The 21,067-nt window shown below is 56.4% G+C and carries 14 protein-coding genes; 7 read left to right on the top strand and 7 right to left on the bottom strand.

Features of this window, described 5'->3' with window-relative positions; genetic code table 11:
• Nucleotides 1-51 precede the first annotated feature (51 nt).
• The 5 genes from GEI7105_RS30460 to GEI7105_RS0113370 all read left to right on the top strand — a co-directional run bounded on the left by GEI7105_RS30460 (nt 52) and on the right by GEI7105_RS0113370 (nt 10,043).
• On the top strand, nt 52-2,838 hold the full coding sequence (locus tag GEI7105_RS30460; RefSeq protein WP_245555405.1) for a CHASE2 domain-containing protein: 2,787 nt from the start codon (nt 52-54) through the stop codon (nt 2,836-2,838).
• Between the two features lie 135 nt (nt 2,839-2,973).
• The gene (locus GEI7105_RS30455; protein WP_017660965.1) at nt 2,974-5,649 is read left to right on the top strand and encodes a two-partner secretion domain-containing protein; all 2,676 of its coding nucleotides are present in this window, start codon (nt 2,974-2,976) and stop codon (nt 5,647-5,649) included.
• Between the two features lie 485 nt (nt 5,650-6,134).
• Nucleotides 6,135-7,082, top strand: coding sequence for an S-layer family protein (locus tag GEI7105_RS0113380; RefSeq protein WP_017660964.1), 948 nt, complete (start codon nt 6,135-6,137; stop codon nt 7,080-7,082).
• A 147-nt stretch (nt 7,083-7,229) separates the two neighbouring features.
• Nucleotides 7,230-7,376 (top strand): hypothetical protein, encoded by a 147-nt coding sequence (locus tag GEI7105_RS38470; protein WP_017660963.1) that lies wholly within the window; start codon nt 7,230-7,232, stop codon nt 7,374-7,376.
• A gap of 66 nt (nt 7,377-7,442) precedes the next feature.
• On the top strand, nt 7,443-10,043 hold the full coding sequence (locus GEI7105_RS0113370) for a CHAT domain-containing protein (protein ID WP_017660962.1): 2,601 nt from the start codon (nt 7,443-7,445) through the stop codon (nt 10,041-10,043).
• Between the two features lie 32 nt (nt 10,044-10,075).
• Here the strand turns inward: GEI7105_RS0113370 and GEI7105_RS0113365 are convergent, their stop codons facing one another.
• From GEI7105_RS0113365 to GEI7105_RS0113345, 5 genes are all read right to left on the bottom strand, one after another.
• Nucleotides 10,076-11,254, bottom strand: coding sequence for a M20 family metallopeptidase (locus GEI7105_RS0113365; protein ID WP_017660961.1), 1,179 nt, complete (start codon nt 11,252-11,254; stop codon nt 10,076-10,078).
• Nucleotides 11,255-11,339: 85 nt separating this feature from the next.
• The gene (locus GEI7105_RS39045) at nt 11,340-11,819 is read right to left on the bottom strand and encodes a hypothetical protein (RefSeq protein WP_017660960.1); all 480 of its coding nucleotides are present in this window, start codon (nt 11,817-11,819) and stop codon (nt 11,340-11,342) included.
• A gap of 370 nt (nt 11,820-12,189) precedes the next feature.
• Nucleotides 12,190-13,332, bottom strand: a complete 1,143-nt coding sequence (locus GEI7105_RS33480; protein ID WP_017660959.1) for a hypothetical protein — start codon at nt 13,330-13,332, stop codon at nt 12,190-12,192.
• Between the two features lie 134 nt (nt 13,333-13,466).
• Entirely contained in the window at nt 13,467-14,996 is a 1,530-nt protein-coding gene (locus GEI7105_RS33475) for a DUF5691 domain-containing protein (RefSeq protein ID WP_017660958.1), read from the bottom strand.
• Complete coding sequence (locus GEI7105_RS0113345) at nt 14,978-15,598, bottom strand: YqiA/YcfP family alpha/beta fold hydrolase (RefSeq protein WP_017660957.1); 621 nt, start codon at nt 15,596-15,598, stop codon at nt 14,978-14,980. Before GEI7105_RS0113345 ends, GEI7105_RS33475 begins: the two co-directional genes overlap by 19 nt.
• A gap of 197 nt (nt 15,599-15,795) precedes the next feature.
• Here GEI7105_RS0113345 and GEI7105_RS37290 point away from each other — a divergent pair, with 197 nt between their 5' ends.
• Nucleotides 15,796-16,068, top strand: a complete 273-nt coding sequence (locus GEI7105_RS37290) for a hypothetical protein (RefSeq protein WP_144053796.1) — start codon at nt 15,796-15,798, stop codon at nt 16,066-16,068.
• 41 nt (nt 16,069-16,109) lie between these two features.
• On the opposite strand, the gene GEI7105_RS0113340 is transcribed toward GEI7105_RS37290, so the two are convergent.
• Nucleotides 16,110-16,553, bottom strand: coding sequence for a response regulator (locus GEI7105_RS0113340; protein WP_218959070.1), 444 nt, complete (start codon nt 16,551-16,553; stop codon nt 16,110-16,112).
• A gap of 93 nt (nt 16,554-16,646) precedes the next feature.
• The gene (locus GEI7105_RS33470; RefSeq protein ID WP_017660955.1) at nt 16,647-19,271 is read right to left on the bottom strand and encodes a right-handed parallel beta-helix repeat-containing protein; all 2,625 of its coding nucleotides are present in this window, start codon (nt 19,269-19,271) and stop codon (nt 16,647-16,649) included.
• Nucleotides 19,272-19,535: 264 nt separating this feature from the next.
• Here GEI7105_RS33470 and GEI7105_RS0113330 point away from each other — a divergent pair, with 264 nt between their 5' ends.
• Complete coding sequence (locus GEI7105_RS0113330; RefSeq protein ID WP_017660954.1) at nt 19,536-21,023, top strand: phosphoglucomutase/phosphomannomutase family protein; 1,488 nt, start codon at nt 19,536-19,538, stop codon at nt 21,021-21,023.
• Nucleotides 21,024-21,067: the final 44 nt, after the last annotated feature.

Raw genomic sequence — 21,067 nt, 5'->3', positions numbered from 1 at the left:
GAAGTCCCAGTGTGGAATCAGTTCAAACGGTCTCTTAAAACGTGGCAACACGTGGTAGTTCTCGCGTCCGGTACGGCAGTCGTTTGCTGTGCCGGCGCGTTTTGGGGTTGGTTTAAAATCCTCGAAGTCGCAGCGATCGATCGCTTCTTCAGCCTGCGACCGGCAGACCCCACGGACTCGCGGATTATTATCGTTACCATCGGTGAAGACGACATTACCGAAATTGGAGACTGGCCGATTTCCGACGCCGTTCTCGCCGATCTCGTCGAAAAAATCGCCGCCCAAGACCCCAGGGCGATCGGCTTAGATATTTACCGCGACTTACCCGAAGAACCCGGCCACGATCGCTTAGTCGAAGTGATGGAACAGACGCCGATGTTGATCGGCGTGCAGAAATCCCTCGGAGCTGGTACGGTTGCCCCGCCACCGGCTCTCGAGCGCGTCGAGCGCGTCGCCCTGGCCGACCTTCCCGAAGACCGAGACGGAAAAGTTCGCCGTGCCTTGATTTCGGCAATGGTCGAAGACGAACTCGTTCTCGGTTTGGCCACTCGCCTGAGTCTGTTGTATCTCGAAGCCGAAGGCATTTCTCTCGAACCCGTCGAAGGCGATCGCTCTCGCTATCGACTCGGACGAGCGACGTTCGTGCCACTCGAGGGAAACGAAGCCGGATACTCGAGTAAAGACGCCGGCGGCTATCAGATTTTCCTCAACTATCGCGGTCCGAGTGGTAGCTTCGAGACCGTGTCGATTCTCGACGTTTTGCAAGACCGCATTCCTCCTGACTTGATGCGCGATCGCGTCGTCCTCATCGGATCGACTGCCGATAGCACGAACGACTTCTTTTTTACCCCCTATTCCAACAACATCACCTCAGAGAGTAGCGAACGACTGCAAACCAGCGGCGTCGAGATCCACGCCCATATCGTCAGTCAAATTCTCAGCTCAGCCCTCGACGGACGGCCGCTGATGCACCTGTGGCCGCGTTACGCTGAATGGGTGTGGGTTTGGGTGTGGTCGATGGTCGGTGCCGTCGCCACCTGGATGCTACTGCCGAGGAAATTCTGTCGCAACAACATTTTCTTTCTCGGAACGATCGCGATCGCCGGTATTGGAAGCGTCGCTCTCGTTGTTATCGCCGACGTAGCCTTTTTGGCCGGTTGGATCGTGCCGTCGGTTACCCCCGTCCTGGCGTTAGTTATCTCGGCAGTTTTGGCCACCAACTCCTACAACCAGCGGCAGCTTCGCCGAGCCAACGATCGCCTACGGGAGTATTCGGCCGACCTCGAAGTCAAGGTACGAGAGCGAACCTGCGAACTCGAAGCGGCCAAACAGGCCGCAGACGTGGCCAACCAAGCCAAAAGCGAGTTTTTGGCCAATATGAGCCACGAACTGCGAACTCCCCTCAACGGGATTCTCGGTTACGCCCAAATTATGGAACACGCCCGCGACCTCAACCAACAGCGCCAGGGCGTCGCGATCGTTCACCAGTGCGGCTCGTACCTGCTTTCGCTGATCAACGACATTCTAGATTTGTCGAAAATCGAAGCGCGGAAGATGGATTTGTACGAAACCGACGTTCGCTTTTCGGCGTTTCTGGTGGGGGTTGCCGAAATCTGTCAGGTCAAAGCCCGTAATAACGACCTTCTCTTCTATTCCGATTTCGACGAAAACCTTCCCGAATTCGTCCGTACTGATGAAAAACGCCTCCGACAAGTGACGATTAACTTGTTGGGAAACGCCGTGAAATACACCCAAAAGGGGAGCGTCACCTTCCGCGTGAAGGTTCTCGGGTACGACCGACCTGAAGATGGCGAGGAAACCGTCGAACTGCGGTTTCAAATCGAAGACACGGGTATCGGCATGACTCCCGAACAGCTCGAGAAGATTTTTCAACCGTTCGAGCAAGTCAAAGAAGCCACGCAGATCGCCCAAGGGACTGGACTCGGCTTGGCGATCGCCCAGCAGATCGTCAACCTGATGGGGGGACAAATTCACGTCGAAAGTACGTTCGGTCGAGGCAGTACGTTTTGGTTCGACTTGCGTTTGCAGGTTCTGCACGCCACAGACTCGACTTCGCCGACTGCTAAATTCGATGCTAGTGCGATCGTCGGACTTTCTGGCGCGGCGAAAACCATTCTCCTGGTGGACGATCGCCCGGACAACCGCGTTGTCGTCACGGCTATGTTAGAGCCTTTAGGATTTAAAATTCTCGAGGCCGAAAACGGTGAAGTCGGCTTCGAGTTAGCCCAACACGCACGGCCGGATTTGATTTTGACCGATATTATTATGCCCGTCACGGACGGACTCGAACTGACGCGACAAATTCGCCAATGTCCCGAGTTAAAAGACATTCCCGTGTTGGTGACGTCGGCTCGGGTGTTCGAGGCCGATCGCCGTCGCAGTCTCGAGGCGGGCGCGAATGCCTTTCTGCCGAAACCTATTCGAGCCGACGATTTACTCGAAAAACTGCAAACCTATCTCGATATCGCCTGGGAATACGCCATCGAGGAACCTGGCGAGACTGACGAGATCCCCCAAGACGAACTCTCTCTCGAGGATATCGATCCGGCGGCTATCCCAACTGAAGCGCTCGAGTCGTTAATGCACTTAGCGCGACGGGGTCACTTGCGCGGCATTATCAAAGAAGCTCAACGTCTCGAAGCCAGTCACCCTCATCTGGTATCGTTGACGCGAGAATTACAACAACTCGCGCGACAATTTCAGGAGAAAGCAATTTTACAGTTGCTTCAGCAGTACGAGCCAGAGGAGAATCGCGAGAACGGACATCGCAAAGATTCAGGGAATTTGACCGGTGATTTGAACGAGGTTCGGCCTTGAGCGATCGCCTCTTCTGCCTGCCGTTCTGTGCGTCGTTTCCCTAATCCTCAATACGGAAGTTACGATCCGGAGGAAGCTCGAACTCACAGACTCGAGGACGAGATCGAACCGATCTAGGTAGGACAAGACCTTGATATGAATACTCTACGCGATCGCCAACCACTCCCAAGCCACTGTTGTCGGATTGCGCTCGCCCCGATACTTGCCAGTTGGCTGCTGACGACCGACCCCGCTCTCGGACAAATCTTACCCGACGCGACCCTCCCCGAAAACTCCCGCGTCACAGTCGAGGGCAATACTTACACGCTCGAGGGCGGAACCCAAGCCGGAGGAAATTTATTTCATTCCTTTGAATACTTTTCTATCCCCACAGGAGCGGAGGCATTTTTCAACAACGCCACGGCGATCGACAACATTCTTACCCGCGTCACGGGGGACAACATTTCTAACCTCGACGGCTTAATTCGCGCCAACGGTACGGCGAATCTGTTCCTCCTCAATCCAAACGGTATCGTCTTCGGAGAAAACGCCCGCCTCGACATCGGCGGGTCTTTTTTTGCAACGACGGCAGAGCGTTTAGTATTCGAGGACGGATTTTCCTTCGACACCGTGCGTCCCGGCACTCCTGCACTCCTGACCGTTAGCGTTCCCGTCGGAGTGCAGTTTGGTGCGAACCCTGGAATCATAAACGTTTCAGGCAGCGGTCAGCCGTTCGAGTTTCCGTTGCGAAACGGGCTTTTCTTCTCACCCGAGATGCGATCGCGTGCTTTTGTCGAGACGCGGCAAGATCTGCTCGACACCTTAGCCGATCCGACCGGATTGCAAGTCGATCGCGATCGCACCCTCGCTCTAGTTGCCAACGACCTGCACGTCGAAGGGGGTCGCCTCACCGCCGAATCCGGTCGGATCGAACTCGGGAGCGTAGCAGCAGAGAGTACCGTCAACCTCGCTCCTCACCCAGACGGTTGGCAGTTGGACTATTCCCCCGTAGCAGCCTTCGCCGATTTAACGTTAAGCCAACAAGCGTGGATTTCCACGACGGGAGCCACTGGAGGCGATATCGTCCTTCAGGGAAGACAGATCGATATCGTGGGGGACACGAACGTCATTTCGGCGACGCTCGGGGCAGAAGACGGCGGTTCGGTGAACGTGCGCGGCCGAGTGTTCCATCTCGACCAGGCGGCCTTAGAAGCCTCGAGTTACGGCACGGGAAACGCACCGACGTTAGATATCGTCGCCACCGATGCCGTTCGGTTGACGGGAACGGCGTTCGCCTTGACCGACGCTTACAATGTGGGAAACGGCAGTACTTTGACGGTCGAGACGGGAACGCTCGGAGTTTTAGCGGGTGCGAATTTGCGAAGCGTAAGTTTCGGAAGCGGACGGGCCGGAGACATCATCGTCAACGCCTCGGAGTCGATCGCCATTGCCGGAACGCGATCGCCGTCCGATGTGGCGATAATTAGCAGTACTGCCACCGATCGCGGCGCGACGGGGAATCTTGCGATCGCGACGGGAACCCTCGACATTCGCGGCGGCGCACAACTATCCGCCCTCAACTTCGGCACGGGACGAGTCGGTAACGTCACGGTCGAGGCGTCGGAGTCCGTGCGGGTCAGCGGTCGCACCCCCAACGGGAACTTAGGAAGCGGGATTTTTGCCCAAACCGTCGGGCCGACCGATTCGGGACAACTTGCGATCGCCTCCCGTCGCGTCTCGATTTTAAACGGCGCGCAGGTTTCGACGACCACGTTCGGAGGCGGACGAGGAGGAAATTTGACGATCGCCGCCTCGGAATCTCTCGAAGTCAGCGGAACCTTTGTTGGAGACGAAGACACCGTTTTCAATAGCGGCTTGTTTGCAGCCACCGGACGCATCGGGGGCTTTTTACCGGGGTTCGACGTGGCGATAACGGGCGATGGCGGCAGTTTGTCAGTTTCGGCCGGACAGTTGAGGGTCGAGGGTGGCGGAAAAATTGGAGCGACGTCGATCGATTCTCAGGGAAAAGCCGGAAATCTAAGTTTGAGGGTCGAACGCCTCGAAATCGGTGCGGGGTCGTTCGTCACCGTTCGGAACGAAGGACTCGAGGATGCCGGTTCGATTTTTGTCGAAGCGAGCGACGTCCGCCTTTCGGGAAACGGCGAGCTGACTGCATCGACGGCATCGGGACAAGGAGGTAACGTGACCGTACGCGCTCGCGAGAGCTTGCAACTGCGAGACGACAGCACGATCTCGGCTGAGGCTGGGGGAGCGGGAAACGGCGGTAACGTCCGCCTGCAAGCGACATCGTTAGTGCTGCTCGATAACAGCACGATTACCGCCAACGCGATTGAAGGGGCAGGGGGAAACATCCAAATCGAAACCCAAGGCTTGTTCGTCGCACCAGAGAGCCGCATTACTGCCAGTTCTCAACTCGGCGTTCGCGGGGTGATTCGGATCGCCGAACCGGAACTCGACACCAGTGCGGGGTTGGTCGAACTCAGCGACGAGCCGATCGATCCGACGACGCGACTGACCTCGACCTGTGCGGCGGATGAGGGCAACACCTTTATCGTGACGGGAAACGGCGGACTGCCCCCCGATCCGACCCAGATGCTTCACGGTCAAACGGTTTGGGAAGATTTGCGACTGACGGAGATTTCAGGACGTGCTGACCGATCGCCTGCAACCGAGATATTTCAACATGACGATCGCCCCCTCGTCGAAGCCACGGGATGGCATCTTGACGAGACTGGGACGGTCGAACTGGTGGCACGTCCTCCAACGGGCGATCGCCCCTTCCGCCTGCCGTCCTGTGCGTCGTTCCGTTGAGGTCGCCTCTAGTGGAGATTGTCATCGAAAAATTTGGGTTGGAAACCCCGTCCTTCTAGGACGGCTTTACAGTAGAATGAAATTGGTCACTGACCCACCCGAGACGATGGAGACAGAAAGCCTAACTTCAAAGATTGCGGAATCCGCAACGGCGCAGAAAAATCGGTAGACCGGGAAAAGATGATGGGGCAATGGGCAGTCCAACCCCTGAATCAACCAATTACATCAAGATTTCTCCTTTGAGATTTCGACACATAAGGCGGTGGGACACACCGTTACAGTCTGTGGAGCGAGTGTAAGACTTGAAAGACATTGTTCTGGAGAGCAACTGCGAAAACCCCGTAAGGGACAGAAGCAGAAAAGCCAAATCGTGAGGTTTGGAATCACCGCACCTTTAGGTCGGTGAGGATGTCAACTCCACGGGGGTTGAAACCGGAGCCAGCGGTAACGCTGGCACGATCGCCATCGAAGCCGGACAGTTACGTTTGAGCGATGGCGCTCGCATTTCCGCCGAAACCTCGGGAACCGGAAACGGCGGCGATGTCGAGGTTCGGGTTCTCGATCGCCTGAGCCTCGAGGGAGACAGTATCGCGACCGCCGCCTCGAATGGCAACGGCAACGCTGGCAATTTAACGCTGTCTGCCAACGTTCTGACCCTCGACGACAACGCCCGAGCCATCGTCAGCAGTCTCGGCGAGTTTCCCGCCGGGACGCTCAGTGTCAGGGCCGATCGCATCGAACTCAACGACAATAGCAGTTTAGTCGCCGAAACCGCATCGGGATCTCGCGGGAGCGTCGAACTCACCAGCTCGCAAGTGCTGTTGCGAGATGCCAGCCAAGTTCGTACGAACGCCACCGAGACGGCAACTGGCGGCGATATCGCCATCGAGACCGAAACGCTCGCCCTTCTCGAGTCCAGCCAAATTTCAGCCAACGCCGTTCGCGGACGGGGCGGCAATATCTCCATTTCTACGACGGGCATTTTTCTCTCGCCGAACAGCTCGATAACGGCTAGTTCCGAGTTCGGCGTAGACGGTGTTATTGCAGTGACCGAACCCGAGATCGATACCAATGCCGGACTCGTCGAACTGAGTTCGGCTCCCATCGATCCGGCAACCCAAGTCACCAGTGCCTGCGATGCGGCTCGCGAGAATAGTTTCGTCGTGACAGGAAACGGCGGACTTCCCCCCGATCCCACTGAGATGCTGCACGGTCAAACCGTGTGGGAGGATATGCGATCGGGAGAACTGCCCAGCTCGAACGCCTCGAGTCGGGACGCGATCGCCCCCGATGGCACCTCAGAGTCGTCTCGGGCGTCTTTACGAGAAGCGACGACCTGGCAACGTCGATCCGACGGAACGGTGGTGTTGCTCGATCGCAGACTCGCAAGCGGACGAATGTTACCCTGGCAGTGTTACCCGCACCCGGACTGAAAATCGATACGTATCGATGCGAAAAAAGGGCAATAAATCGCTCCGATCGCTTTAACTGGTGAGTCGATCGCTCGGCTAAATTTCGACAGTGGCAAACCTCTATCCGTCTGTCGCGACAATGTCAACTGGTGCAGTCTATTTTTAACAGTGTTCGACGATTTACACCCGCGATCGCGTCGAACTGTAAACTCGAAACGATTCCTTCAAAGCGATCGCGATCGCCAACAAACCAACTGTCTCAATTTTTTAAGTTTTAAAGAATTGACGCGATATTTCGGCTTAAAATACAGCTAGATTTGTTGTTTGTTGGGATTTATTTTCGATCGTCGCCAATTAATAGTTTTCCAATCCACCCGATCCATGAAAACGTTTCGTTTTTACGTCGTGCTAAGCACCCTCACGTTTCTCCTCGTGACAACTGGGGTTCCCGCTGTAGCACGTTTCGTTCCCAATTCAGCGGCGTTGTCGCCGACCCCGACAGCGCTTCAAGAGGCGAACCCCACAGCCGAGACTGGCAACCTCATCGAGCGGGGCAAACAGTTTTACGAGACCGGCCAGTACGATCGCGCCGCCGAAATTTGGCAAACGGCAGCACAAAGCTACCGCGAGCGGGGCGACGTTCTCAACGCCGCCCTCAGCCAAGCCTATCTATCCCTGGCCTATCAAAATCTAGGACAGTGGGAACCGGCCAGCCGTGTTGTCGATGAGGCGATCGCAAGCCTCGACGACCTCCCCTCCACAACGAGCGATCGTTTTCTCGTCAGAGCGATCGCCCTCAACGCCAAAGGTCGCCTGTTGCTCGAACGCGGACAAGCCCAGAATGCCTTACTCACCTGGCAAGACGCCGAAGTCGCCTACGAACGCGCCGAAAACGAATCGGGACGGATCGGCAGTCAAATCAACCAAACCCAGGCATTACAAGCTCTCGGACAGTACCAACGGGCCCGCGATCGCCTCGAAGACCTCGTCACCCGACTCGAAGCCCTCCCCGACTCGCCGCTAGCGGTCGAAGCCCTGAGAAATCTCGGCGTCACCCTACAAGTCGTCGGAGACATCGATAAATCTCAAGAGGTTCTCGAACGCAGCCTCGCCATCGCCCAACGTTTGGGACTCTCCAACGACGTCCTAGCCAGCCAGTTTGCTCTGGCCAACATCGCTCGCGATCGCGGCAACACGGACGACGCGATCGCTTATTACCAATACATCGTCAGCGAAACGCGAGGTCAACTTCGCCGAGACGCATTACTCAACCAACTCAGCCTTCTGGTTCGAGCCGATCGCTGGGACGACGCCCGCGCCTTACTCCCCCAAGTCCGCACGAACCTCGATACCGGAACGGTCGATCGCGCCTCGATTTACAGCCGCGTCAACTTCGCCACCAGCCTCATGAAACTCCACGACGCTGTCGGTGAAGTGTCCGATTCCGGTGAAATCGCCGACCTGTTAGCCGAAGCCGTAGGCGACGCCCGAGATCTCGACGACGCTCGCGCCGAATCTTACAGCCTCGGACAACTCGGACATCTTTACGAACACCGCCAACAGTGGCCAGAGGCGCAAGACCTAACCGAACGCGCCCTAACTGTGGCCCAAACCATCGACGCCCTCGACCTCGTCGCCCGTTGGGAATGGCAACTCGGCCGCCTGTTCGCCGCCCAACGTCAAGCCCCAGAAGCCCTGACGGTCTACCGTAACACCATCGACGTTTTAGGAGATTTGCGAAAAGACCTCGTCGCCATCGACCCGGACGTTCAGTTTTCCTACCGAGAAAGTGTCGAACCGGTCTATCGCGAATTCGTGGGCTTGCTCCTCGACGAAGCCGATAAGGCCCGAAATGCCAGCGATCGACAACAGATCCTCACCGAAGCTCGCAACACGCTAGAAGCCCTGCGACTGGCAGAACTCGATAACTTCTTCCGAGAAGCCTGTTTGGAAGTTCAGCCGGTATCGATCGAGCAAATCGACGAACGCGCCGCCGTTCTCTATACCGTTTTACTCTCCGATCGCCTAGCTGTGGTCTTGTCGGTTCCCGGCGAACCCCTGCAACTGTACGAAACCTTTACCGCCCCCACTGACATCGATCGCACCGTCGAGCAGTTCTTGCAATCCCTCAACCCCGCTTACGATAACGAAGTCCGGCTAAGCTATGCCAAACAGCTTTACGATCGCATCGTCGGCCCGGCCGAAGCGTTACTCGACAAACACGATATCGAAACGCTCGTATTCGTTCTCGACGGACAGTTGCGGAACGTTCCCATGGCGGCCTTGTTCGACGGCGAACAGTATTTGATCGAAAAGTACAGTCTCGCCCTGACTCAGAGCTTGCAACTGTTTCAAACCCGCCGCAATCAAGACGGAACAGTTTCGGTGATGGCGGGAGGACTCAGCGAAGCCCGTCAGGGATTTTCCGCCATTCCCGAAGTCGAACGGGAAGTCAGCCTCATCTCGCAGGAAGTGTCCTCGGACGTTCTGTTGAACGAGAGCTTTACCCGAGAAGCGCTCGTCCGAAAACTCGATCGAGAGAATTTCGAGATCTTGCATTTGGCGACTCACGGTCAGTTTAGTTCCAACGCCGAAGACACCTTTCTCCTGACTTGGGACGATCGCATTAACGTTAAGGAACTCGGCCGCGTCCTGCAAACCACCACCGATCGCAATATCAACCCCCTCGACCTGCTAGTTCTCAGCGCCTGTCAAACGGCGGCGGGAGACGATCGCGCCACCTTGGGACTGGCGGGATTCGCCTTGCGATCGGGCGCTCGCAGCACCATCGCCACTCTCTGGTCGGTTCAAGACGAACCCACTGCCTCACTCATGGTCGAGTTTTACAAACAACTCAACCGCGACCCCAATATTTCCAAAGCCGAAGCCTTGCGGCGATCGCAAGTCGCCCTTCTCACAGAAGGGATTTACGACCATCCTGCCTTTTGGGCCCCGTTCGTGCTAGTGGGAAATTGGATGTAATTCACAGTTAACCCTCGATTTCGAGGAAAGTCTCACGCCGTTTGGAAGTACTTCCAGACGGCGTTTGCCATCGTCACGACACCCGTTAAAATCGCCGCTTCGTCGATATCGAATTGGGGATGGTGCAAAGGATAGTTGCGTTGGTCTCGATAACCGACGCCCAAGCGAAACATCGTTCCGGGGGCTTTGTCTAAATACACTGAAAAATCTTCAGCCCCTAACGAGGGTTCCGTCAACAGTAGCACGGCGTCTTTTCCCCACGCTTCCTCTACAGACGCCTCGACAATTTGCGTCAAGCCGATATCGTTAATGACGGAGGGGACGAGCCGTCGATATTTGACTTCGTACCCAGCACCGTAGGTTTGACAGATGTTGGCGACGATATTTTCGATCCATTGGGGAAGCGTGGCGTGGGTTTCCGGGTGGAGCGATCGCGCCATTCCCGAGAGTTTCACGCAGTCGGCGATGGCGTTGGGGGCGCGTCCGCCGTGAATTTTTCCGACGGTCAACACGACTGGTCTAAGGGGGTTGTGGGTGCGACTGATGGCTTGCTGTAGCCCGGTAATGACTTGGGCGGCGATCCAGATGGCGTCGATCGCTTCGTAAGGTCGCGCCCCATGGCCGGATTCTCCCGTAATCGTAATTTCGAGATCGTCGGCGGCGGCGGTCAGCGTTCCGTAACAGATGCCGATCTGACCGCTGGGGATGCTCGGGAAGACGTGAACCCCAAAAACGCTATCGACCCCCTCCATCGCGCCGTCTGCGACCATCCAGCCCGCGCCCTGTGCGATTTCTTCGGCAGGTTGGAATAGAAAGCGTACTGAACCGGGAAGCTCTGACGCCAGTTGCGACAACACCATGGCCGTTCCGAGTCCCAAGGTTGTATGAACGTCGTGACCGCAAGCGTGCATGATTCCTGTATTGCGAGAGGCGAAGCTCAAGTCGGTTCGTTCGTGAATCGGGAGGGCGTCCATGTCGGTACGGATGGCGATCCGGCGGCGATCGCTGTTTTGTCCGGCTAGTTCGCCGACAACGCCAGTTTTCCCGACGCCTTCGCGCACCTGTAACCCGCAGGACGATAACACCCCGGCCACGTAAGCAGCGGTTTGGTATTCCTGGCCGCTGAGTTCGGGGTGGGTGTGGATGTGACGGCGGATTTCAATGAGTCGAGGGGCGAGTTGTTTGGCGATATCTTTGATGCGATCGAGCATCTGGGGTCAAGGTTGAGAGTGCTTTAACCATGATAGGGAGTTTCCCACCCTCCCGTTGAGAAACTCCCCTCGATCGCCGCTATTTTTAATCGTCGTCGTAATCGTCGTCGTAATCGTCGTCGTCGTAATCGTCGTCGTCGTAATCGTCGTCGTAATCGTCGTCGTAATCGTCGTCGTCGTAATCTTTGTTGTAATCCTTACCGTAGCCGTATCCGCGATCGATCGTACCGACGGGCGAACCATCTTCGCGGGTTATCGAAAACGCGTCGAAATCTCCGTCGTCGTAAACTCCCGTCACCGTCACCCGCTCTCCCGGTGTCAAATCGAGGGCTTGGGAATCGCGGAGATCGGCATCGACTCGAACTGTGCCGCGATCGGTTTCTAAGATAAACTCATCGTGGTCTCGGATCGATCGCACCGTTCCCACAATTTCCTGACGCTGCTGGAAGCTTTGGCTCAAACGATGGGTTGTCTTGGGATAAAACGGTATCGAATCAAAGGAATCCGCACGAACGGACATAGCCGTCGCGATTACTAATCCCATCGATAATAAGGCTTTTTTCATCTACCTAAATCTCCAGTACGAAGATACTTTTTTTGAACAGAAAAGATTGCAAAAATCAAAGCTCGAAGGGGTGCATCTCACTTTTGTAAAAATATGAGTTTGAAGTAGGTTTGACTTCGGCAACGCTGCCGTCCAGGGGTGGAGCGATCGCGAAACCCAACCACAGCTCAATTCAGTGCAGAGACTCCGATCTGATAAATTTACATTTTTGAGATGCACCCGATCGAAGAGAGTGAGACCGTTTAAAGTCCCAGCACTACTCATCGATATCAAATCCCAATTATTTATCGTTAATCTCTAATTTTACAACATCCCTCGTGCGAAAAGATAGAACGGGGCAAAACTCTGCGTAATATCTTTCAATTGAGTTCTAATCGTCGTCATAGTCGTCATAATCGTCATAGTCATCGTCGTCCCAATCGTCATAACGGTCGTCCGATTCCCCTTGGGTTCGCGTCCACACCAGCGAACCATCTTCACGAGCGATCGAAAAAGCGTCGAAATCCTCGTCATCGTAAACTCCCGTCACCGTCAAGCGATCGCCGGGATCGACGTTCAACACCTGGAAATCGGGAAGTTCGGCTTCGACGCGAACCGTTCCCATCTCCGTATTCAGTAAAAACTCGTCGTTATCGACTAACGCGATCGCCTCTCCCGATAAACGGTCGTTCCTCATTCCTCCAGTCGGCGATTCAAAACCGGGACGAGATCCCACCAGCGAACCGTCTTCACGGGTTATCGAAAAGGCGTCGAAATCTTCGTCGTCGTAAATTCCCGTCACCGTCACTCGTTCTCCCGGCGTGAGGTCGAGAATTTGCGAATCCTGAAGGTCTGCATCGACGAGAACCGTTCCCGAATCGGTTTCTAATAGAAATTCGTCGTTATCGACCCAAGCGTTCGCGACTCCCGTAATCGTTCCCACACCGGGAGAGGTGAGGGGATCGCCGACAGTTTGTTGGAACGGTGTCGAGACGCGACCTTCTCGATATCCAAAAAGGCGATAGTGTTCCCACGCACTGGTCAGTGTTCCCGCCTCGGACGCTGCTTGTAAGTCCCCGTAACTCGATAGGTAAAAATCGCGATCGAACAGTTCCGGCATCCGTCCTTCCATCGCACCAAAGGTTATAAAATGCTCCCAAGCATCCGCACCCGCCGCTGCTACATCAGGATTGCGTTGTAAGTATTCTGTTGCGTCGAAACCGTATCCCGTGAGGGGATCGAAATAAAACTGCGATCGCAACGAAACGGGAGTATCGCCTCGAGAAATCGCTCGCGTGTCGATTTCCCGTCCGTCAAATTCACTGACGACGAGGTCGATCGTTTCTCCAACCGTCAATCCCAACTGACTGGCCGGAAACGGGTCGGGATCGACGACGTAGCGTTGTCCTCCTGTTTGTAACAGGAAATCGTCGCCATTATCGACAAAGCCTTCTACGACTCCCGAAATCGAGGTTCCGGGTTGCAGAAATCCCTGCGGTGATGTATCGACAGTCGAAGTATTGAGAAGTTCCATCGCAAACAAAATACGTGAGGAGTTGGGTCTAAACCTGTCTGATGTTTACGATAACTGACAAAAGTGACAGCGTTGTAAATTCTGTCGTTACTTTTGAGTTACTTTTGAGCAGTATTGCGATTAATTATCAAAAGCTAACTCGATCGATTCAGCTTGCCTATTGCCTGCATTTTGCTTCGCAACTGTAGGAGTTCTAAAAAATCGTCAACAGTTTGCTCCCAGTACGATCCCGGTGTCTTTACCGCGTTGAGTTTTTGAGAAATCTCGTCGATGAGCATCGGAGAAATATAATAGGCAAAACTTTGAAACGTCGATCGCACCGCCCAATTGTAATTATCTTTTGCTGTTTTTATCTCAGCACAAAAGCGTTCGATAACCCGACGAGAAAACACGTCGTTCCAGGGATGACGACAGGTTTTCAACAGTGCCAAACTCGGATGACTTTTCAACAACGGCTGCGGGTTCGCCTCGAGATGTCGCCACACGAAGCCTTCGAGACGTTCGACGGACAAACACTCTGCCAACCCCCGATCGCGATCGCGGCGATCGCACAACTTCTCGGGAATGTCTTCAGCCACCTCTAACAACGCCTCAGCCCAAGCTGCATCCGGGTGTCGCGTCGTCGCCACCGCCCACCCTTCGAGTAACACCCCCGCCCACTCGCTCTCGAGTGCGACTTTCACCAATTCCTGGGGCGTCGCCGTTTCCGTCCACCGCGTCGGCGGAACCATCGCCAACTGTTGCAACAACACCCAGGCTTTTTCGCCGATTTTCGTCGGTTTCTTGAGATCGAGACCGTCCCGTTGCATCTCTGCACCACCGGAAATCGGGAGACTCACGCGCAACTCGAGGGACGTTTCCCGTCGCACAATAGAAATCGCCACCTCCACCCGTCGCCTCACCCGACGACACAACCCCGAATTGGGAAGTCTCGCCAGCAACTCCGCCGCCACCGCCCGAACTTGCTTACTGCGGTCGTCGAGAGCCGTTTCGAGAAAGTGTTCGTCCGCCTCGCTCAACCCCACGGTGAAGGTTTTCAAAAATTCCGCGCGATCGAATGCTTTATCCTGCTGCCAAGTGGATTCGACGAATTCTCTGGCTGTATCGGGTTGCGTTTCCCGCAGTCGTTGCAACAGGAGCAGACGCGTCGCCGCAGTTCCCAGACGCCACTGGCGATCGAGATCGTCGTCTGGGGAAATTCCCGCCACGTCTTCCCAGGCGGGATTTTGCGCCGCCAACCAACGCCCCCGCGACCCGATCGCCGAAAGAACGGCCGAACGCAAATGGCGACGAGAGGCGGCTAAATCCAACAAGGCGGGGAGTTGCTCCGGGGGAACGCAGACTTTGGCGGCGGCGGCGTAACGAACCCACTGGGGAAGGAGTTCCGAACAGTCCGGGCGATCGAGGATTTGTTGTAATAACCGCCCTGCTTCTCGAGAGTAGCGGAGCGTTTCGATTGGGGCGGGAGCGATCGCTTCGCCTTCGAGCTTGGGGAAGCGTTTTCCGGCCCGTCGCCGCGTGGCTTCGATCGCCGCACCTCGGTAAATTTGGCCTTCTTCGTCCGTGCGATCGAGCAGTTTTTCAATGCGATCGCTCGCCGTCGGGAGTTGGGGAGACTGTCGCTGCGTCCCCAACAACGCTGCTTTTACGAGGTCTTCCCACATGGTTCGATCGCCTCCCAAATTCGCGCGATCGCATCGGTCAAACGATGGTCGCTGTCGAGTTCCACCAGTCTCGCATACGGTCGCGTTTTAACGTACTCTCGGCTGGCGGAAATGGGGATCGTGTCGTCGCGAACGCCGTGAAAAATCGTCGTGTCCACCGGGCGCATCAATTCTCGAGAGTCGCAACGGCGCAAGTCTTCGACAAACTGGTAGTGTAGCGGTAACTCGCACCCTTCCCCGTAGTGATATATTTCGAGATATCCGGTATTTTGCCAAACGGCGCGATCGTCTGGCTTCAACCAGGGATCGGGAAATCCGAACGCGGGGGCTAACAGAATCAAACGTTCGACTGCGAGGGTTTGTTGCGCTACCCACGCCGCCGTCAGCCCGCCCAAACTCGATCCCACGAGAACCGTTGGAATTTCGCCGACGAGAGAGCGAACCTGCTGAATTTGTCGCGTCAGAGTCAGGGTGGAAAAATCGCCGCCGTTGAGGTCGGGAACTTCCCAATCTAAACCACAGGCGAGGGCGCGATCGCCCAACTGACGAGCTTTAGTCGAATTCGGACTCGAGGCCAAGCCGTGAAGGTAAAGGTAACGCATTTTGGAGAAGGGAGCTTCTTCAGGGAAGCAGGGGAGAGGGGGAGAGGGGGAGCAGGGGAGAGGGGGAGCAGGGGAGAAGGGGAGAGGGGAAGCAGGGGAGAGGGGGAGCAGGGGAGAAGGGGAGATGACAAGGCTATGAGTGCAAGAGAGAGAAAGAGCCGACAAAGAGAAAGCCGTAGACTCGTTTAGGAGAAGCCATGAAATACAACTCAGCTTACCTCAAACAGTGGTCGCAAGAAGTCAGTCGTCATTTTCCGAATCTTTCCTTGCCACAAGTATCAGGGCTAGCCACCTGGAGCTTTGGCATGATGATGAGTCGCTCTTCAAGTCTGACTCAAGTGTCAGAGTGTATTGCCCAAGTCAACGGGGAAAAATTCACCAACGCTCGTCAAAGACTTCAACAGTGGTACAGGGGACGCCGCCGTACTTCTCCCTATCCTGGGGCTTCTTTGGCTTTCGATATCTCCTAAGTAAAAGTCATAGCCTTGTCAGCTCTCTCCCCCTCTCCCCATCACCGTCCCGTAATCGGTTTGCAGCGACGGAGTGCTAAAACGATCGTTTCGAGGCTGACGGGTTTCGTCACAAAATCGGTCATTCCGAGCGATCGACAAGCAACCTCGTTTTCCTGCATGACGTTGGCGGTTACGGCGATGACTTGGGGGCGTTCTTCAGGGGGCCACTCCTCGAAAATCTTCCGCGTGGCTTCGAGACCGTCCATTTCCGGCATTTGGATGTCCATTAAAACCAAGTCGTACGGTTTGCGACGTACCCATTCCACTGCTTCCCGACCGTTGTTCGCCACGTCTGCCTCGTACCCCAACCGTTTGAGCAGCCGGAGCAACACCTTTTGATTGACCCGATTGTCTTCTGCTAAGAGAATTCGTAGCGGGTACTGTTCGCTAAATTGCACGTCCATGATGCAGGTTCGAGGCAAAGACGCCGGGATCGACTCCATCCCGACGTGCGTGTTTGAGTCCGGAAAGACAACTTCTACTGTACACCGAGAGACTCGATCGACCGGACACCCATTCAAAGGTTTCATTCAAAATTAAGAGAGTACGAAATCAGTATTTCCGGCAGATGCCACGTCGTCTTGCCCTAATGCGACCCCACTTTCGGAGAAGTTATCCCCCAGAATAATGCTGGTGGCTTCTCCGGCCGCCGTATTGCTGAAAACCGAAAAGCCGGGAGAGTCGGCCGCAAAAATATTATCCGCGATCGTCAGTTCGTCGGCGTCGGGAATTTCCGTACCGCGCACGAACAGGAGCGAACCCGTCGTATCGGCCGCACTAAACCCACCAACGGTGTTGTCGGTCAGGCGGAGGTTGCTGAAGTTGCCGTCTCGTAGGGTAATGCCGCCGTCGGTGTCGGCCGTTCCGGCACCGTTGGCGCCCTCGACGGTATTTCCCGAAACGGTAATGTCGCTGGCAGGGGTATCGGCATCGGTAGACCCGGTCACTTGAATTCCCGAACCACCATCGGCAGGTACGGCGATGGTGTTGTTGGAAATACTCGTTCCGGTGATATCCTCGGCGGCGATGCCGTCGCTGTCGGTAGAGGCGTCGTTGACGTCGATGTCGTTGCCGCTGACCGTGGCGTTTTCGAGGTTTTGTAAGTCGATCGCCGTGCTGTCGGTATTTGAAAACTGGTTGTCGGAAATTTCGATGCCCGTGCGGGTTTGGCTGGGTTGGACGCTGAGACTCGCCCCGGTAAAGACGTTGTTGGTGATAACGAGGTTGTCTCCGGTGTTGTCGGCATCGAGGTCGGCGGTGAATTCGAGTCCGTCGAGAGTAACGTCAGCACTGGAAATTTCCACCGTGGCCGTGATGCTGGCTTCGTCCTCTCGGTTTTCGTCGCTGCCGGAGAGTCCGGCGTTGGCACCGATGAGGGTTACGGCTTGGGTAATCTCGAAACTATCTTCGTACGTGCCGACGGCGATGCGGATCGTATCTTGGGCGTTCCCCACGCTGACGTCGTCGCCGTTGCCGATTTCGTCGTCTTCGAGGGCGTCGGCGATGTTGCTGTAGATGCGAATCGTACCGGAGTTGTTCGCGTCGGTTTCGATGCTGACGTCGATAAATTCGACATCGGCATCGTTAAGGGTACTCTCTCCGGTGTCGGTGAGGGTGATGTTACCGGAGTTGTCGATCTCGATTGCGTCTTCGACGGTGTCGCCGTCATCGGTTTCGACCGCAGTAACGGTGAAGCTGGTAGCGTCGCTGGCGGCCACTTGCCCGATTTGTCCGGCGACGTCGGCCACGAGGAGTTCGGCACCGCGCAGTTGAGGAGTCGTGCTGATGTTGGCGTCGTCGTCAGTGTCGTCGCCAGTGTCGCCGCCGGTATCGCCGTCGGTGGGGAGGTCGATGTTGGGGGAAAAGGTGTCTTCGGTGATGTTGCTGGCGGGAACGCCTGTGAGAACGGCGATGACGACGTCGGAGTTGTTGCGTTTGATAATGGTGTCGTTGACGTTCAAGCCGTTGCCTTGTTCGATGTCGATGTCATCGAACATCAAGCCGCCACCGAGGAGGAGTTTGTCGCCTTCGGCCGTGTTGAAGTCGAGAACGGTGTCGGCACTGCCTTCTTCGTCGATGAGGGCGAACACGTCGGCACCGGCCCCGCCGCTGACGGTGTCGTTGCCGCCTTCGCCGAGGATGCGATCGTTGCCTTTGCCGCCTGCGAGAACGTCGTCGCCGTCGCCGCCAAAGAGGGTGTCGTCGCCCGTGTTTCCCGCGACGATATCTTCTCCTTCTCCTCCCGAGAGGCTGTCGTTGTCTTCGCCCCCGACGACGAGGTCGTTGCCTGCGTCTCCGGCGACGGTGTCGTTTCCGTTGTCTCCAGACAGGGTGTCGTCTTCTTGTCCGCCGACGAGAACGTCGTTTTCTGCCCCGCCGAAGACGGCATCGGCTCCCGCGTTTCCTGAGATGGTGTCGCTGCCGTTGTTGCCCGTCAGGACGTCGGCACCGATATCGCCGAAGATGAAGTCGTTGCCTTCGCTGCCGTTGACGCGATCGTCGCCTTTTCCGGCAAAGACGCTATCGTTCCCGAGACCGGCAAAGACGATATCGTTGCCTTGGCTGCCGCCGATGAGGTCGTTTCCGTCTTCGGCGTAGATGAGGTCGTCGGCTCCGCCACCGTTGAGGCTGTCGTCTCCAATGCCGCCGAAAAGGGTATCGCGACCGGTTCTGCCCAGGAGGATGTCGTTACCGCCGCCTCCGGCGAGGACGGTGTTGCCCCCTTCGCTATCGAGAGTGTCGTCTCCCGCTTCGCCCCGTAAGATGTCGTCGCCGAGACCACCGAAGAGCCAGTCGTTGTCGAGACCGCCAAACAGAAAGTCGTTGCCGGTTTCGCCGTAGAGGACATCGTTTCCTGCATTGCCGCTTAGGAAGTCGTTTTCTGCCCCGCCGAAGAGGGTATCGTCCCCGTCGTTGCCGGTGAGGGCGTCGTCGCCGGTTTCACCGTAGAGGGCATCGTTGCCGTTCCCACCGGAGATGGCGTCGTCGTCACCGCTACCAAATACGATATCGTCCCCGTCGTCACCCGAGAGGAGGTCGTCGCCGAGGAAACCGAAGAGGCTATCGTTACCGCCGGCGCCGAAGACGGTATCGTTGGCGGGGGTGGCGACAAATTCGTTGTCGTTGTCGTCTAGGGTAACGTTGAGACCCATTTCAGCCATAGGAAACACTCCCTCACATCGAGAAAAACACAGCGAGACAAACCGCCCGTGACGTACGGGGGTAGGGACGAGCCGACGATCGCACCGGTCGCGGCGGACTTCGTTTCTCCATGCCCGTAACGGTAGGCGTGCCGGGTCGCGGGCGAGGCACTATCACGTTAGCATGACGTGTTAAATTACTTCTGGGTTGCCGAACTTTGCTAAAGAACTCCGTTCTGCTGGCGCGAGCGTTCGGCAGCAACGACGATTCGTCCCCGACCCGTTGTGTTTGAGAGGTTCAGTACGATCGTGGCTCACCCCAGTTCTGTTTCTTTCTCGGTTCGTCCGATTCGCTTTGGTACCGACGGCTGGCGCGGTACGATCGCCGCCGATTTTACGTTCGAGCGGGTGGCTCGGGTCGCCCCGATCGCGGCTCGGGTTTTAGAGCAAACCTACGGTGATGAGGCTCGCTTGAAGAAGTCGGTCGTCGTCGGTTACGATCGCCGCTTTATGGCTGAAGATTTCGCTCAGGTGGCCGCCGAATCTCTGGTGGCGGCTGGCTACGATGTTCTTCTGGCTCAAACTTACGCGTCGACTCCCGCTTTCAGTTGGGCGGCTCACCGCTACGGGGCCCTCGGGGCGATCGTGATGACTGCCAGTCACAACCCGCCGCAATATTTGGGCGTGAAGGTTAAGGGGGCTTTCGGGGGATCGGTCTCGCCGGAGGTCACGCAGCAAATCGAGGCGATGTTAGAGTCGGAGGACTCCCTGGTAGCGGCGTCTCCGGGTCGGTTGGACTCTTTCGATCCGTGGACGGAGTTCTGCGCGAACTTACGAACGAAAGTCGATATCGACGGGATTCGCGAGGTTCTCGAGTCGGGACGGCTGACGGTGTTTGCCGATGTGATGCACGGGGCTGCCTCGGGCGGACTGCCGAAACTCCTCGAGGCGCCGGTGCGGGAACTCAACGGCGATCGCGATCCCCTCTTCGGCGGCAGTTCTCCGGAACCGCTGCCGCGCAATCTGACTGGGCTGTTCGAGCAGATTAAAACGCACCGTCGGGAAGCGCAAGGGCTTTCGGTGGGACTGGTATTCGATGGAGATGGCGATCGCATCGCAGCGGTGGACGGCGACGGGAATTTCCTCAGTTCTCAAACTCTGATTCCCATCCTCATCGAACATTTGGCAAAACGCAAAGCACTTTCTGGGGAAATTGTCAAGACCGTCAGCGGCTCGGATTTGATTCCTCGGGTGGCAGCCCTCTACGATCTGCCGGTTTACGAAACCCCCATCGGCTTTAAATACATCGCCGACCGGATGCTGAGTGCGGACGTACTGCTCGGTGGCGAGGAGTCCGGTGGCATCGGCTACAATACGCATATTCCCGAACGAGACGCCCTCCTGTCGGCACTGTACGTCCTCGAGGCGGTGGTGCAGTCGGGAAAAGACCTCAGCACTCTCTATCGGGAATTGCAGGAAAAAACGGGCTTTCTCTCGGAGTACGATCGCATCGATTTACCTCTGGCGAGTATGGACGTCCGATCGAAGTTGGTCGATCGCCTCGAATCTCAGCCTCTGACGGAAATCGCCGGAAAAGCCGTCACCAACTGTCAAACCACTGACGGCTACAAGTTTCGTCTCGAAGACGGGAGCTGGTTGCTAGTTCGCTTTAGCGGCACGGAACCGGTGTTGCGACTGTACTGCGAAGCAGCCGATTTACAACAGGTGCGATCGACCCTGGAATGGGCGAAATCCTGGGCGAAAGAGGAGTAAGGGAGCAGGGGAGAGGGGGATAGTCGGTAGGGTGTGTGACGCGG

Source organism: Baaleninema simplex PCC 7105, assembly GCF_000332355.1.
In the GTDB taxonomy this organism is placed as follows: Bacteria; Cyanobacteriota; Cyanobacteriia; order Cyanobacteriales; family Geitlerinemataceae; genus Baaleninema; species Baaleninema simplex.
The sequence above is the reverse complement of the archived record's forward strand: the minus strand, read 5'-3'. Positions and strand labels throughout refer to the sequence as shown.

Coding starts and splice junctions, on each gene's coding strand:
- GEI7105_RS30455 (WP_017660965.1), top strand. CDS start 2,974: ATGAATACTCTACGCGATCGCCAACCACTCCCAAGCCACTGTTGTCGG.
- GEI7105_RS0113370 (WP_017660962.1), top strand. CDS start 7,443: ATGAAAACGTTTCGTTTTTACGTCGTGCTAAGCACCCTCACGTTTCTC.
- GEI7105_RS0113365 (WP_017660961.1), bottom strand. CDS start 11,254: ATGCTCGATCGCATCAAAGATATCGCCAAACAACTCGCCCCTCGACTC.
- GEI7105_RS39045 (WP_017660960.1), bottom strand. CDS start 11,819: ATGAAAAAAGCCTTATTATCGATGGGATTAGTAATCGCGACGGCTATG.
- GEI7105_RS33480 (WP_017660959.1), bottom strand. CDS start 13,332: ATGGAACTTCTCAATACTTCGACTGTCGATACATCACCGCAGGGATTT.
- GEI7105_RS33475 (WP_017660958.1), bottom strand. CDS start 14,996: ATGTGGGAAGACCTCGTAAAAGCAGCGTTGTTGGGGACGCAGCGACAG.
- GEI7105_RS0113345 (WP_017660957.1), bottom strand. CDS start 15,598: ATGCGTTACCTTTACCTTCACGGCTTGGCCTCGAGTCCGAATTCGACT.
- GEI7105_RS37290 (WP_144053796.1), top strand. CDS start 15,796: ATGAAATACAACTCAGCTTACCTCAAACAGTGGTCGCAAGAAGTCAGT.
- GEI7105_RS0113340 (WP_218959070.1), bottom strand. CDS start 16,553: ATGGAGTCGATCCCGGCGTCTTTGCCTCGAACCTGCATCATGGACGTG.
- GEI7105_RS33470 (WP_017660955.1), bottom strand. CDS start 19,271: ATGGCTGAAATGGGTCTCAACGTTACCCTAGACGACAACGACAACGAA.